Source organism: Serratia sp. J2 (genome assembly GCF_046269175.1).
In the GTDB taxonomy this organism is placed as follows: Bacteria; Pseudomonadota; Gammaproteobacteria; order Enterobacterales; family Enterobacteriaceae; genus Chania; species Chania fonticola_C.
In genome coordinates this window covers 1-14,525 of the sequence record NZ_JBKABN010000038.1, presented here as the reverse complement: position 1 = coordinate 14,525, position 14,525 = coordinate 1, and the positions used below count along the sequence as shown (strand labels likewise).

Here is a 14,525-nt window from a genome sequence, read left to right as displayed (position 1 = left end):
ATATTGATTTACTCTGTCAGATAGCTTGCAGCGCTCTTTCGGCCAACGCCGAAAAATAGCGCGCGGCGTCTTCAATCAAGGCTTCATCAGGGCTAAATGCCGGGTGATGCAGGCCGTATTCACTGGCGCTACCGATGCTGACAAACGCCCCGGGGATTTGGTGCAGATAGGCGGCAAAATCCTCGCCCCCCATATGCAAGGCGGCGGTCTGGGTTTTATACCCTTCAGCCTGAGCGACTTCGGTTGCAAAGGCTGCCCATTTGTCGTCGTTGATCAGCATGGTCGGACCGGCAAACCACGCCACCTCAATCTCTGCACCGAAAGCGGCAGCCAACCCGGCTGCGATCTGCCGGATATGTCCTTCAACCTGGCGTTGTACATCGGCAGAGTGCGTGCGTATCGTGCCCTCTAGCTCAACCTTTTCGGGTAACACGTTCCAGGTATTGCCGCCTTGAATGCGGGTAACGCTGACAATAGCGGACTCAAGCGTATTAATGTTGCGGCTGGTGATACTCTGGAACGCCGTCACTAGTTGGCTGGCCAGCACGATTGCATCCACGCCTTCATGCGGGCGCGCCGCATGGGCTCCCTTGCCCTTTACGCCAATCACAAAGCGATCGACGTTGGCATAAAAGGCACCTCCTCTGGTGGCGAAGGTCCCTACCGGCAGGCCGGGTTCATTGTGCATGCCAAAAATAGCGCTCACGTCATGCAGAACGCCAGCTTGTATCAACATTCTGGCCCCGGTGAAGTTTTCTTCCGCAGGTTGAAACAGCAACCGTACCCGGCCAGCAAGCTGCGCTTCACGCTTTTTAAGCAGCAATGCCGCTCCTAGGATCACGCTGCTGTGAACATCGTGCCCACAGGCATGCATGACTCCTTTATGGCGTGAACTAAAGGAGGCTCCTGTTGCTTCCTCAATCGGTAAGGCGTCAATATCCGCACGCAAGGCGATGACTTTCTCGCCCTTGCCAACCTCGGCCACGACACCCGTAGCGAGATCATACGGCAGTAGACGCAGCCCGGCGGATTCTAGCCAGTGGCGCAGCCGCGCGGTGGTGGCGATTTCCTGTCCGGAAAGTTCCGGGTTGCGATGCAGCTCGCGTCGCCAGTCAATGAGTTGCTGTGCAAATGTCATCTTTTACCCTTTAGGCGGATTCATTTTCGGTGGCATAGCTCGCAATACCTTCTGCGAGCAGGCGTAATGAAGCGATCCGCGCCGATCCCTCGGCGATCGGGGTGTCGATGATGAATTCGTCAATCCCAAACGCCTGTTGCAAGGTAGAAAGCTCCGCATGGACGGTTGCGGCGGTTCCTGTAATCAGCGAACGGGTACGTTGTTCAATCAGACGGGCAGGACTGCCCGCCTGGCGGGCAAAGGCCTGGGCCTGAGCCTCACTTGCCACGGTTACACGCTGACCATTCTCCAGCTCAACCCCCCAGATCTCCACCTGTGCCGCCAGCGCGGTTGCCTCAGCTTCGCTCGCGGCCACAATCACCTGCACGGCCACCAGCGTGTCGCGTTGGCTGTGGTTTCGCCAGGTAGTAAGGACTTCCCTCATCAGGGACTTATCGCCATTAAGATGAGCCGCGAAAACGAAGTTCCAGCCCAGCTGTGCCGCCAGCAAAGCGCTCTCGTTGCTGGCTCCTAGCAGGAAACGGTCTGCAATGTGCGGCGGGATGGGGGTGGCTCGCACGGCTTCATCTCCTTCGTCTGTGGCGGGTAAAGAGAGCCAGTTATCAAGCTGCGCAAGCTGGTCGGCAAACGAGCCTTTCTCTTGCTGATGAAGACCTTGTTGCAGCGCCCTAGTTGCCAATGGCAATCCGCCCGGGGCCTTACCCACGCCAAGATCGATACGGCCAGGTGCCAATGAGGCCAGCAGGTTGAAGTTTTCAGCCACCTTATACGGGCTGTAGTGCTGTAGCATTACACCGCCTGAACCCACGCGGATATGGCGAGTCTGGCCAAGGATCCAGGCAATCACCAGTTCCGGTGAAGGGCTGGCGAGGTGAGGGCTATTGTGGTGTTCAGCAATCCAGAAGCGATGATAACCCCAGGTTTCGGCCTGTTTTGCCAGGTACAGCGTGCGCTGCAAGGCATCAGACGCGGTTTCCGTTGCTGCAACCGGGCTTTTATCCAGCAGGCTGATTCGATAAGACATGTCATACACTCGTTCCAATTAACATGGTTTTATTATTGGAACGCCGGGCGGGCTGGGGGAAACAATTTATTTACATTTAGTTAGCTAAATAGTGGGAAAGCATCAACAATAAAACCCATCATCAGGTGACGCAGTAGTCAACTTTTAACGCCGATTTATTCAACAAAGTCACATGTATCTTGAAAATTATCGGGTATATTATAAATTTGACAATACAACGGAGTGAACAATGAGCAATCCATACAAAGAAAGTAAAATGTATGAAACATCTGATTTTATTACACGCCTTATTTCAATGGATGATACGGAAAGTTTGTTAAATTGCTGTTCGGATGTGAACTCTAGACCTCATTTCAATTCGGATATGTGTGCTGGTAACTTCAATTTTAATGCGATAGAAGAAATTAAAAATTCAATAATAGGTTGGTTTGGTTGCGATAAAACATATATTTGATATTATGATAAATTATTACGGCTAAAGTGTAACGGCTATAAAAATGATATATGATAAAGGTCATTGAGTTATGCACATATCCATGGTCAGTAAAGCCAGTGAATCTGGGGCCCACAGCATCCGTCGCAGAGGGGGAAATCTGGCCCAGGAGCAATATCTGACTGCTTCTGGGCCATTCGTTATATCCAGCCCTTGGAACGGAAGTCGAGCATGGTTTTTGCAACAAACGCCATTTCCTGAGGTGTCCCTAACGAAATTCGGCACCAGCTTTGCGCAGGTGGAAATGCCCGACCAATTAAAATCCCCGCATCTTTCATATGCTGCTGATAGTCTTTCAACGGCACATCCAGCTTATGAAAAACAAAATTTCCCTCGGAAGGCAGGTAAGGGATTTTCAGCGTATCCAGAGCCTGTAGTAAAATTTGTCGCGAGGTATCATTGCTTTTTTTGCTGTAACGAATGAAAGCTTGATCATCCATTGAAGCCAAAGCGGCATCTACCCCGCAGAAGTTGATTTTTTCTCCTGCAACATAATTTTCAAGACGGGCAATCACTGTCGGGTGTGCCACCACATAACCGACACGCATCCCGGCCATGGCAAAAATCTTCGAAAAGGTTTTCAACAGAATCACATTATCGGCACCTTGTCTTACCAATGGTGAAACTGAACGAAAACGGGGGTCGTTAACAAATTCCGCATAGGCTTCATCAACAATAAATATCGTGTTAGCCGGTTTGCTATTAATCCAGGGTTCGATCAGATCGGCCGGAGTAATCGTTGCAGTCGGGTTGTTGGGATTGACCAAATAGACTAGCGACGGGCCTTTATGCTTTTCTACGGCTTGTTTTAATCCGTTGATATCAAATTGCCAACCATCAAGCATCGCTACTTTTGTGATTTTCATACCCGCAATGGCGGCGAAATGTTCACCGTCGCCGTAAGTCAGTTCCGGGATCACCAACTGTGAGTCCGGTGTGGCATACGCTTCTATCGACGCACGTATACCTTCTGAAGAACCCGCTGTCAGTAAAATACCAGTTTCTGGTATCTGATACTGACTGGCTAGCTTGTGTCTTAGGGTGATTATTTCTTCTTTGGCATAACGATTGGCTTTGGTGACGGCATCACGTGCGGCAGCCTGTGCTTTGGGTGACATGCCGAGCGCATTTTCATTAAAGTTAATACGAATGGGTTTATCGGCAGTAGGAACCGCGAAGGTATCACTTGCGGGGAGTGTTTCTGACAATGCAGGGTGGCTGAGACCAGCCAATGTGACAGTGCCAGCTAGAGCTCCAGAGAGTTTTAATAATTGGCGACGCTGTGTATTTACCACAGTATGTGCTGACATAACGTTTTCTCCTTGTCGTAAAATAACTGCAAGGCGATCACGCAGGAATCATGCCAGTTTTCAACTTGTTGATTTATTGATATTTATAATATTAGTCACCCTATAATGCACCACGATGAGCGCAAGATTGCACCATGATGCATGTATTCAGACTTCCCGGCGGTGCCAGCTTGCCCGCGTCATCGGCGATTCGATTTGGGGGGCATGGCTTCACAGACAGCAAAAAGCCCGCTTAGTTACCTAAGCGGGCTTTTCTAAATATGGCTCCTCTGACTGGACTCGAACCAGTGACATACGGATTAACAGTCCGCCGTTCTACCGACTGAACTACAGAGGAATTGTGTGAACGGGGCGCATCATATCCAGCCGTTCAGATCGTGTCAACGCAAAATTGATTCTGGGGGTGCGACAGCTCATCATCTGAGCAAACTCAGCCCCGTTGTGGCTCGCTGTCTGCATACCAACGTTGCAAACGGGCCAGCGGGTTTTGCTTGTAGAAGCGGCAGAAGTGCTCGTACAACGCGGGGAAGCGGTTGGCCAGCAGCTCTGGGGCGCTAAAGAAATACTCGGAAAGCACGGCGAAGCACTCAGCCGGATCGCTGGCGGCGTAGGCATCCATGCTGGCGGCCTCTTCACCCACCATATCGATTTCGTCTTGTAGATTTTCCATCGCGGCGTGCAAGTCGTATTCCCAGGCGGCAATATCGCGCAGCGGGATGGGGGGGACGCCGGTGGCGGTACCGCCATTACGCATATCCAGCTTGTGCACCGCTTCATGGATCACCAGGTTGAAACCGGAAAGGTCGAAGGAGTCTTGCACGTCTAGCCAGTTGAGCACGATAGGTCCCTGTTCCCAGCTTTGGCCCGCTTGTACCACCGGCCCGGAATGCACCAGACCAATATCATCCTGCCATTCATCTTCCACCACGAAGGGGGTTGGGTAGAGCAGGACTTCGTTAAAACCGTCCAGGCATTCTGCCCCCAGTTCCATCACCGGCAACGCAAACAGCAGGGCAATACGCGCCTGCATCAGGGATGTCAGTTCCAACCCTTGTAAAGGCACGATACGTTTATTTTGCAAAATCTGGCTGGCAACCGCTGCCAAACGCCGCTGCTCTTGCTCATCCAACGGTGAGAGCAGGGGGATGGACAGGGCTTCCTGCCAGTCGGCAAACGTTTCCGCCTGCGCTTGATTTGCTTTCCACGGCCATTTAATCATTGCGTTGCTCTAAGGGTCACTGGAACATTCGGCTGGGGCTGATAGCGTCAACATGCCGCAAAAGGGGGTTCTATAGCAAGCATTTCACGCAGAGATAACGGGGTGGCGAACGGGATGACCTTGCACACTGTCAGGGCTTTGCCCACTGCGAGGATTTAAAACCCTCTCTGCGCTACTATTCAATCACTTACGCTTAAGTTTGTCTGTGACCAAAGTCCCGAAGAATAGAATCCGAAGCGTTAAATAAGCAATTTTATTCAAATGGGCTTAATGGAGCTCAAGCGGTGATCCCCGCAGTAGCGCGGGGATCGACGTGCGCTACTTGGCTGCGGCTTCCTCTGCCTTTAGTATTTTGTGTAACTCATCCTTAATATGTAGCTTCTCTTTTTTCAAGCGAACCACCTCGTCAGAGTAGCCGTTGCCTGCTGGCCCTTCTAACCTGGAGATTTGGTGGTCGAGTTGGTTGTGTTTATCAAACAATGACTGGAAGCGGGGGTGGCTTGATTTCAGGTGCGATATTAACTCACGGTATTCTGGAAACATACTCAAGCTCCTTTGAGTCAAACTGTACACTGGAGGGCTTCTCCACTTTCACTGTAACCCAGCGTGGATTTATTTAAAATGGCGCTAGCTAGCAAAAATAGATCCTGCTGTGCAGATTGATGACAGCGTGGCAATGTGGCTGAATGGGGATGGGCGCCGCATGCTGCGCCCGCTTAGCTTTCTACGTGATTTTGCCAAATACCCGTGCGTAATGTTGCCGGAGAGAACTCAACGTTTCTGCCGCGCCAGCCCAATGCCTGGCGAAAACGCCACGCACTGGTGATATCAAACCGCCAGTAGCGCTCGGCACCTTCGACGGCTGCATTTTCTGCCTGCCATAAAATCTGGGTTTTCCCCTGTAAATGAAGAATGTCCCCGTGTGTAAAATCGATAAACAGTAACGCCGCCCGTGGCTGAGCCAACAGATTACCCAGCGTGTTCATATAGCGGTTACCACGAAAATCCGGTATCCACAGGGTTTCGCCAGTCAGATGGATGAAGCCCGGTTTACCACCGCGATGCGAGATATCCATACCGCCTTGCGCTAAATCACCGTGAGCATAGCTGGCCACAAAGCAGGTATCCGCCTGCACGATCAGTTGTCGGGCCTGATCATCTAACGAACTCAACGGCTCAATGGGTGCGGCGACGCTCGGCTCGGCGAACAGCTCCCGCCGTTGTATATACTGTGGGCAGTTACCAAAGCTTTGTTGCACCGCAATCTCCACGCGGTTTTTATCCGTGCGGCTAATGACGCCGTTAACCCGGTTGCGCCTGCGGTTACTGAAATCTAATCCTAATGCGCCGATGGGCTGGCCGGGATAGAGTGCCACTTGAGCAGGATCGTCCGCCCGGCGTGGCGAAACGATCCGCAAATGTGTTTCATCCGGCGAGCGCAAAAAACCGGCGGGCCCACTGAACAACGTGGCAACCGGCCATTGCCGTTCATCCAGTGTGGCAACAAACAGGTAGGGCAGGTGTGCAAAGAACTCGCGATGTTGATCAGGCATGGCAGTGTAGATATTCCCGCTCACCGCATCAAAACCGGCCAGAACCTGAGCCAACTGCTCATCGGGATGAAACATGGAGGGAGACATGTTATTGGCCTACAGCCTGGTCAGGCAGGGGTAACGCAGGCATACGGAAGAACCCGGGCAGAGCGGCAATACGATCTAACCAGCGCTGGATTGCCGGGAAGGTCTTGAGGGAAAGCCCACCTTCCGGGGCGACCGCCACGTAGCTGTAACAGGCCAGATCGGCAATTGTCGGCAAAGACGTTGCCAAAAACTCGCGTTCTGCCAAGTGTTGCTCTAACTGGGCTAAAAAGCGTGCGCTGATGGCTTGTGCAGACTGGTAGTTCTCTGGTGCAGAAAATTGCACCACCATCCGACAGGATGCCGGGCCATAGCGCACCTCTCCGGCCGCTTTGGAAAGCCAGGCTTGCACCTGGGCGGCCGCCAACGGATCTTCTGGCAACCAGTGGCTATCAGGCGCATAGCGTTTCACCAGGTACACCATGATGGCGTTGCTGTCGGTCAATACCTGCCCATCGGCCAGTAATACCGGGATCTGCCCAATGGGATTAAGCCGCAGGAACGCCTCGCTTTGGCGCACCATCGCTGGGGCTTCGCAATACTCATAAGGCAGCTCGAGCATCCGCAGCAGCAGCTCGACGCGGTGGCAATGGCCAGAGGCCGGGGTGCCGTACAGTTTCAACGTTTGCATAGTGAGTCTCCTTATATAGTCTTCCTGACCAGAATACTCTTGCGCCAGATGATGGGTATCCGGGAAGATGGCAATTGATAATTTCACTTGGCGGAATAGTCTATGGATCGTTTGGATGAGTTGGCGATTTTTGTGGCGGTGATCCAGCAAGGGAGTTTGGCCGGTGCGGCCCGCAAGCTGCGCCGTTCCGCTCCGGCGGTGACCCGAGCTATCGCTTCTTTGGAGCAGCGGTTTGGTGCGCGGTTGGTGGAGCGCACGACCCGGCGTCTGGCCCCCACGGAGGCCGGGTTGCGCTTAGCCGAACGCGCGCGTGCTCTGTTGCATGACTATCAAGACGCGGTAATGGATACCGCAGAGGCTCAACTGAGCGGGCTGCTGCGTATGACTTCGCCGGTGCAGTTCGGGCGCAAGCACGTGGCACCGATGGTGATGGCTTTTCTCGAACGTTACCCGCAAATCCAGATCGATATGCAGTTAAATGACCGCAATCTGGAGCTGATCGATGAAGGGCTGGACGTGGCGGTGCGCATCGGGCATTTACAAGATTCCTCCAAGGTGGCGCGTAAGCTCGGAGAGGTGACACGCGTCACCGTGGCTAGCCCAGCCTATCTGGCGCAACGCGGGGAGCCGCTGGAACCGGCGCAGTTGAGCGATCATGACACTATTGTCGGTACTCTTCGTCCGACGTCAGGTGAATGGCGCTTTGGGCCTAATGAAAGCGGTGAGCGAGTACGTTTGACACCGCGCTTGTTGTTGAACGAGGTGGAAACTCAACTGTTGGCAGTGCGAGCAGGCAAGGGGATTGCTCGGCTACTGTCTTATCAGGTGGCGGACGATCTGGTCAACGGCACGCTGGTGCGGTTGTTGGCCGCCTACGAACCCCAGCCAGTACCGGTGCAACTGGTGGCAAATAACGTGCAATACATGCCGCTGAAGGTGCGTACCTTTTGGGATTACGCCTATCAGCACCTCAGCCAAATTGCGCAAATACAACCGGCTCGCCCGTAGGGGCGACGTATGCTGTGCCCACTCATTCTTTATCATCAATTTATTTTCGAGTTTCATGGATGAAACTTTAAAATAAGCGCGAAATGTTTAACCAGTGAAACTTTTTGCCCGAAAAATTAAATTTATATCGCCGATCACGCATTGCCGCATCAGCCGTCTTGACAATATTTTAACATGTTGCTAATAGTTAACTCACATCTTAAATAATAAACAAAGTTTAATATATGAAACTTCTAGCGGGCAGTTACGATAACGCTACGACGGTGGCTGATGAAAACGAGATCCTGCTCTCATTTCAATCCCGCAGTCAGCGAGTTTACCAACAGCAACGCCATGAGTTGAATATTGCTTATGGAAATTCGCCGCGTGAAGTTTTTGACTGGTTTTATTCAACTGAAGAATATAAAGGCACGATAATATTTATTCACGGCGGCTATTGGCAATTTTGTAATAAACAGGACTTTGCTTTTATTGCCAGCACGCCATTGTCATTAGGTTTTGATGTGGTGCTGGTAGAATATACTTTGGCACCGGCGGTTAACCTGGCCGATATTTGCCAGCAAATAGGGGCGGCGCTGGATACCATCGAGCGTCGGCTGAAGGCGCGTGGTGATAAGCCGGTTTATCTCACCGGTCATTCTGCTGGTGGACATCTGGCGGCGTATTGGCAACACCATCCGCTGGTGCAGGCGGTGTTTCCCATCAGCGGTATTTTTGAGTTGCAGCCGCTGCTGGCGAGCTACGTAAACCAGCAGCTAAAGCTGACCACTCGGCAGATAGAGGCCTTAAGCCCGGCGCGTAATATGCCGCCATCTTTGAAGCCCATGGTGCTATTTTACGGCGCGGCAGAGCTGCCTGAGCTGATTGGACAATCGCTTTATTATTATTCCGCATTGCGGGCGCAGGGGCTGCCGGTTAGCCGCTATGCGCTCCCCGGTGCTAATCATTACAGTGTGCTGGACGCGGTATTTGCTGCCGATGGCGCTCTGCACCGTTTCCTGCTTACCGATGGAGAGTACCTTGATGCGCACAGTCATTGAAACCGGCCTGCCAGAGATCGGGCAACCTTTTTCCTGGGCAACCAAAGGTGGCGGGATGTTATTCACAGCCCATGGCCCGGTCCGCCAGGATGGCACTATTGAAACTGGCGACCCGGAAAAACAGATTACGCTGACGTTTGATAATTTAGCTACCACGCTGAAAGCTGCCAATAGCCATAGCGATAATGTATTACAGGTTATTGTTTATCTTACCGATGTTAATGACGTTAAGCTGCTCGATAAAATCTACCAACAGTATTTTAATTATCCGTATCCCAACCGCTCCACGGTGATTGTTGATAAGTTAGTGGTGCCGGGGATGAAAATAGAAATCACCGTTAGCGCTACAGCGTAATTAATTCTCATAAAATAATATTCACCTGCTGATTCATTACATAATGAGTTAAGGATAATCTATGTTCGCACATATTACCCCGTCAACGCCCGATCCTATTATGTCACTGATGGAAGCCTATATGCAGGATGCTAATCCGCAAAAGGTTAACTTGGGTATTGGTCTGTATTACGATCATCAGGGTAATATTCCCCTGATGCAGGCCGTCCATATTGCCGAACAGCGTTTACTGGAACAACAGCGGCCACATACTTACCCGCCAATCGAAGGTTCTGCACTGTTTGCCCGCCAGATCCAGACGTTGCTGTTTGGTGAACCAGCGGACCGTATTGCCACGGTGCAAAGCGTAGGTGGCTCTGGCGCGCTGAAGCTGGGTGCCGATTTTATTTATCACTATCTGGCGCGCCGCGAAATCTGGGTCTCCGATCCGACCTGGGCCAACCACTGGGCGATCTTCGAAGGGGCTGGCTTGAAGGTGAATACCTACCCGTATTTTGATGATGCGTCTGGTGAACTGCGTTTTGCAGCCATGCTCGACACGCTCTCTGCCTTGCCGGAAGGGGCGGTGGTGCTACTGCATCCTTGCTGCCATAACCCCACCGGTACCGATCTCAGCCCAGCGCAATGGCAAGCGGTGATCGAGGTGGTGCAACGGCGTCGGCTGCTGCCTTTCTTTGACATCGCTTATCAAGGGTTTGGCGACGGGCTGGACGAAGACTGTTTCGCGCTGCGGGCGATGTTGAAAACCGACGTGGATTTTCTGGTCAGCAACTCATTTTCCAAGAACGTGGCGCTGTATGGCCAGCGTTTAGGGGGGCTGTCGGTGCGCTGTGCTACTGCAGAGGCTGCGGTGAACGTGAAGGGCGCATTGAAAACGCTGATCCGTCGCAGTTATTCCTGCCCGCCGACACACGGTAGCCAAATTGTGGAAACCCTGCTGGCGGACCCGCAGCTATACCAACAGTGGGCCAGTGAGTTGACCACCATGCGTCAACGCATCAAACAGATGCGCGTTGGCCTGGCGGCTGGCCTGGAGCAGGGCGGTACCACGCTGGACTATACCCGCATTCGCGATCAAAAGGGCATGTTCAGCTACACCGGGTTGAATGAACGCCAGCTCGGCCAACTGCGGCAGCAATATTCCATTTATCTGGTGGCGCCCGGCAGGATGTGTCTGCCTGGCCTGAACCAGCAAAACCTGGACTATGTGACCGCCGCCATCCTTGACGTTACCCGTACCGCATAAAAAGGTGAGCGACCATGAAAGATGCGAAACGTTTTGACGCTATCGCCCAGCGGCAGGATGGGCTGAAAAAGCACCTGACCGCCGGGCAGATGTCGATGCTGGCGATCGGTGGAGCCATCGGTACCGGCCTGTTTCTGGGGAGTGCTTACGCGATCCAGATGGCTGGGCCAAGCGTACTGCTGAGCTATTTTATCGGCGGGGTGATTGCGCTACTGCTGATGGGATGCCTGGCGGAAATGACCTCTGAGCACCCAACCCCAGGATCGTTCGGCGATTATGCCGAGTTCTACCTCAGCCCGCTGTTTGGCTTTCTGGTGCGCTATTCCTATTGGTCTTGCGTGGTGTTGGCGGTAGGCACTGAGGTGACCGCCATCGGCATGTATATGCAGTTCTGGTTCCCAGGCACGCCGATCTGGCCGTGGGTACTGTTGTTCTCGGCGGCGGTGATCGTCGTCAACGTGGTTGGGGTCAAGTCTTTTGGCCAGGTGGAGTATGCACTCTCTACCGTCAAGGTGGTGGCCATTTCAGCGTTTATCATGATTGGCATCGGTATCCTGGCGTTTTCCGCTAACCCGACTTTCGGCATCCGTAACTTCACCGACAACGGCGGCTTTTTCCCGTTTGGGGTGAAAGGCATGTGGTTTGCGGTGATCGTATCGATATTCAGCTATCTGAGTATTGAGATGATCGCGGTTGCCGCAGGGGAAGCGAAAAACCCGGTGGTTGCCGTGAAAAGCGCGTTTAAAGGCACCATTCTGCGGCTGTTTATCTTCTATATGATGTCGATAGCGCTGATGCTGGCCATCGTGCCGTGGCGGCAGTCTGGCACCGGTGAAAGCCCGTTCCTGGTGGCGATGAACGTGATCCATCTGCCAGCCGCCGCCGGGATCTTTAACTTTGTGGTACTGATTGCGGCACTGTCTGCCATGAACAGCCAGTTGTATATCACCACCCGGATGATGTTTTCACTGTCCCGTGCCGGGCAGGCTCCGGCGGCGCTGGGGCGGCTTAGCAAACGGGGTATTCCGGTCAACGCGCTGGCGCTCTCCTGCGTGGGGATTATTGTCTCTATCGTGCTGAGTATTGCCGCTCCAGAGAAATCCTTTGCGGTGATGATGTCGATTTCGGTATACGGTGCCTGTTTCACCTGGTTGATGATCTTTGTTACCCACCTGTTCTTCCGCCGCCAGCATACGCAGACGCATCTCAAGTTCCGCATGTGGGGTTATCCTTACTTTACCTTGGCGGGGGCGCTGCTGATGGCCGGCTTGATGATAACCACGTTGTTCACGGACTTCTTTAGAATGACGCTGTGGTTTGGCATTCCCTTCACCGCGTTGTTGGTAGCTATCTATTTCTACAGTCGACGAGGGCAGGCATCGGTTGCAACTGAAGCACCGGTGCAGGGTATGGAGTAATGTTGACCGGGCTGCGGCCCGGCCAACAACTAAAGCTGGCTTTTGGGGATGATGTGGTCGCCGAAGTTTAGGCGTTGGCGCCCTGGCTCTGGTTCAGTGAGAGGGGCCACTTCTTTCAGGCTGTTTTTGCAGCGTAAGACCAACTCCTGATACTGGAGTGTACCCGTGCGTTTCCAGGCTAATTCCTGTTCGGTCAGCTCGCGGATCACCCTTGCCGGGCTGCCGATCACCAGTTGGTTGGCGGCAATCTCTGCGGCGGCCTTGACGAAGGAACCCGCGCCGACGATGGAGTTCTCACCAATGACCGCACCGTCCATGATGACGGCATTCATGCCGATCATCGCGTTACGGCGCACGCGGCAGCCGTGCAGTATGGCGCTGTGGCCGATATGCCCATCTTGTTCCACCACCGTGTCTTGCAGCGGGAAGCCGTGCATTACGCAGTTATCCTGCACGTTGGCACCGTCTTCGACCACAATGCGTCCAAAGTCGCCGCGCAGGCTGGCATTGGGGCCGATGTAGACGCCTTTGCCGATAATCACGTCGCCAATCAGTACCGCGGTGGGGTGAACATAGCTGCTGGGATCGACCACCGGCGTCAAACCGTCAATCTGATACACAGGCATAGCACAAACTCCTTAAAATGTAGTGGGATCGCGCGGCAGTCCGCCAAAGCGGCGATAGTAACCGGCACTGGGTGCAGGTAAGGTGCCTATGGAGGTTTCTGCCAAGGCGCTGACATATTCCGTCGCGGCGCGATCCACTCGCTGATAGATATTGATGCACAGGTTGCGGGCTATTTGGCCTTCCCATTGAGCGGGTAACAGGGCATCAGGCAGCAGGGGATCTTTCAACACCACGCGGCGGAAAAAGTGGATTAACAATAGCTTAATCTGAAAGCATCGCAGGGGCGTCAGTTCCTGCTCGTCGGCTTCGCGCAGTAAGGCCATCAACGGGCGGAAGGAGACGATAAACTCATGGTAGTAACCGGCCACCTCGCTCAACGACCAGCAGTTGGCGACCATTTGCCGCAGCGTCTGTTCGGAACGGTTATAGGGATAGTCGGCACGGAAGTAGATCACCTGTTCACTGGCGTTGAGCTCGCCAAGCAGGGCGGTGACGTCGGTTTGCGCATGGGTAGGGGCGGCCATCAGGTTGTTGGCGATCTGGCCAAAGCCCAGCCAGCCCAGCTCTTTTTTCAGTCGTGCGCGCTCGGTTTTTTCCGCACTTTCCAACAGCAGTAGCTCCCACTTGCCATCCCATTGCGGTTGTTCGCTGAGGTAGATTTTGGATTCGGCATGGCGAAACTGTCGCATCCCCTGTTCGGTAACGCGGTAATAGCTGCGCCGCCCAATCTTTTCTACGTCCAGCCAACCCTCTTTTTGCAAACGAAACACTGAGGTACGGACAAAACGATCGCCGAAGCCCAGGGCTTCCATCAGTGCGCTTAAGCTGCCCAGCCAAACTTCACCACCGCGATGGCTCAGCGCATCGCCGTAGAGTGAGATGATCAGCGAGGTGCCGCTGATCGGTTGGGCGCTTAATGCATGGCGGATAAAGTCGTCCAGTTTATGTTCCATATTTTTCCCTGGGTAAGCCTTTGCTGAGACACGACATTAGCATAAATGACAAAGGCTTGCCCCTCACCCCAACCCTCTCCCATAGGGAGAGGGAGCTGATAGCCCCTGCTCGTTTGGAGGTAAAGTGATAATCTCAGCAAATTCAATCGGTCCCCCCACATAGGGAGAGGGAGCTGATAGCCGCAGCTCGTTTGGAAGTAAAGTGATAATCTCAGCAAATTCAATCGGTCCCCTCACATTGCGAGAGGGAACTGATAGCCCCTGCTCGTTCGGAGGTAAAGAAGTAATCTAAGCAAACTCGATCGGTCCCCCTACAGGGAGAGGGAGCTGATAGCCCCTGCTCGTTTGGAAGTAAAGAGGTAGCCTCCGCAAACGTGATCGCCTCCCCATCCAAGGTGAGTCACACTAATTTCAAGCACACTCGAT

At 53.3% G+C, this 14,525-nt stretch carries 15 protein-coding genes and 1 tRNA gene; 6 read left to right on the top strand and 10 right to left on the bottom strand.

The window, feature by feature from the left end; translation table 11 throughout:
* Nucleotides 1-16: 16 nt before the first annotated feature.
* Complete coding sequence (locus ACKWMY_RS25595) at nt 17-1,138, bottom strand: amidohydrolase (RefSeq protein ID WP_199061916.1); 1,122 nt, start codon at nt 1,136-1,138, stop codon at nt 17-19.
* A 10-nt stretch (nt 1,139-1,148) separates the two neighbouring features.
* Nucleotides 1,149-2,162: an LLM class flavin-dependent oxidoreductase gene (locus ACKWMY_RS25590; protein ID WP_409487327.1), complete on the bottom strand. Its 1,014-nt coding sequence runs from the start codon at nt 2,160-2,162 to the stop codon at nt 1,149-1,151.
* A gap of 229 nt (nt 2,163-2,391) precedes the next feature.
* On the opposite strand from ACKWMY_RS25590, the gene ACKWMY_RS25585 reads away from it, so the two are divergent.
* On the top strand, nt 2,392-2,616 hold the full coding sequence (locus ACKWMY_RS25585) for a hypothetical protein (RefSeq protein WP_409487326.1): 225 nt from the start codon (nt 2,392-2,394) through the stop codon (nt 2,614-2,616).
* A 179-nt stretch (nt 2,617-2,795) separates the two neighbouring features.
* On the opposite strand, the gene ACKWMY_RS25580 is transcribed toward ACKWMY_RS25585, so the two are convergent.
* The 6 genes from ACKWMY_RS25580 to ACKWMY_RS25555 all read right to left on the bottom strand — a co-directional run bounded on the left by ACKWMY_RS25580 (nt 2,796) and on the right by ACKWMY_RS25555 (nt 7,452).
* Complete coding sequence (locus ACKWMY_RS25580) at nt 2,796-3,965, bottom strand: pyridoxal phosphate-dependent aminotransferase (RefSeq protein ID WP_409487325.1); 1,170 nt, start codon at nt 3,963-3,965, stop codon at nt 2,796-2,798.
* A gap of 261 nt (nt 3,966-4,226) precedes the next feature.
* Nucleotides 4,227-4,302: transfer RNA gene (locus tag ACKWMY_RS25575), tRNA-Asn, on the bottom strand.
* Nucleotides 4,303-4,395: 93 nt separating this feature from the next.
* Nucleotides 4,396-5,184, bottom strand: a complete 789-nt coding sequence (mtfA, locus tag ACKWMY_RS25570; protein WP_024528952.1) for a DgsA anti-repressor MtfA — start codon at nt 5,182-5,184, stop codon at nt 4,396-4,398.
* A 318-nt stretch (nt 5,185-5,502) separates the two neighbouring features.
* Nucleotides 5,503-5,727 carry a YdcH family protein gene (locus tag ACKWMY_RS25565; protein ID WP_021180872.1) on the bottom strand — a complete coding sequence of 75 codons (225 nt, stop codon included), beginning with the start codon at nt 5,725-5,727 and terminating at the stop codon, nt 5,503-5,505.
* 173 nt (nt 5,728-5,900) lie between these two features.
* The gene (locus ACKWMY_RS25560; protein ID WP_409487324.1) at nt 5,901-6,824 is read right to left on the bottom strand and encodes a pyridoxamine 5'-phosphate oxidase family protein; all 924 of its coding nucleotides are present in this window, start codon (nt 6,822-6,824) and stop codon (nt 5,901-5,903) included.
* Between the two features lies 1 nt (nt 6,825).
* Nucleotides 6,826-7,452, bottom strand: coding sequence for a glutathione S-transferase family protein (locus tag ACKWMY_RS25555; RefSeq protein WP_409487323.1), 627 nt, complete (start codon nt 7,450-7,452; stop codon nt 6,826-6,828).
* A 102-nt stretch (nt 7,453-7,554) separates the two neighbouring features.
* On the opposite strand from ACKWMY_RS25555, the gene ACKWMY_RS25550 reads away from it, so the two are divergent.
* From ACKWMY_RS25550 to ACKWMY_RS25530, 5 genes are all read left to right on the top strand, one after another.
* Nucleotides 7,555-8,460, top strand: a complete 906-nt coding sequence (locus tag ACKWMY_RS25550) for a LysR family transcriptional regulator (RefSeq protein ID WP_409487322.1) — start codon at nt 7,555-7,557, stop codon at nt 8,458-8,460.
* Nucleotides 8,461-8,684: 224 nt separating this feature from the next.
* Nucleotides 8,685-9,500 carry an alpha/beta hydrolase gene (locus tag ACKWMY_RS25545; protein ID WP_409487321.1) on the top strand — a complete coding sequence of 272 codons (816 nt, stop codon included), beginning with the start codon at nt 8,685-8,687 and terminating at the stop codon, nt 9,498-9,500.
* Nucleotides 9,484-9,855, top strand: a complete 372-nt coding sequence (locus ACKWMY_RS25540; protein WP_021805760.1) for a RidA family protein — start codon at nt 9,484-9,486, stop codon at nt 9,853-9,855. Before ACKWMY_RS25545 ends, ACKWMY_RS25540 begins: the two co-directional genes overlap by 17 nt.
* A 61-nt stretch (nt 9,856-9,916) precedes the next feature.
* Nucleotides 9,917-11,101 (top strand): aromatic amino acid transaminase, encoded by a 1,185-nt coding sequence (locus ACKWMY_RS25535; RefSeq protein WP_409487320.1) that lies wholly within the window; start codon nt 9,917-9,919, stop codon nt 11,099-11,101.
* A gap of 14 nt (nt 11,102-11,115) precedes the next feature.
* A complete protein-coding gene (locus tag ACKWMY_RS25530; RefSeq protein ID WP_065683329.1) occupies nt 11,116-12,519 on the top strand; it encodes an amino acid permease in 1,404 nt (467 codons plus the stop codon).
* Between the two features lie 29 nt (nt 12,520-12,548).
* Here ACKWMY_RS25530 and paaY read toward each other — a convergent pair whose 3' ends face one another.
* Both paaY and paaX read right to left on the bottom strand, forming a co-directional pair.
* Nucleotides 12,549-13,145 (bottom strand): phenylacetic acid degradation protein PaaY, encoded by a 597-nt coding sequence (paaY, locus tag ACKWMY_RS25525; RefSeq protein WP_024485596.1) that lies wholly within the window; start codon nt 13,143-13,145, stop codon nt 12,549-12,551.
* A gap of 12 nt (nt 13,146-13,157) precedes the next feature.
* Nucleotides 13,158-14,099: a phenylacetic acid degradation operon negative regulatory protein PaaX gene (gene paaX / locus ACKWMY_RS25520; RefSeq protein ID WP_074031571.1), complete on the bottom strand. Its 942-nt coding sequence runs from the start codon at nt 14,097-14,099 to the stop codon at nt 13,158-13,160.
* Between the last annotated feature and the right edge of the window lie 426 nt (nt 14,100-14,525).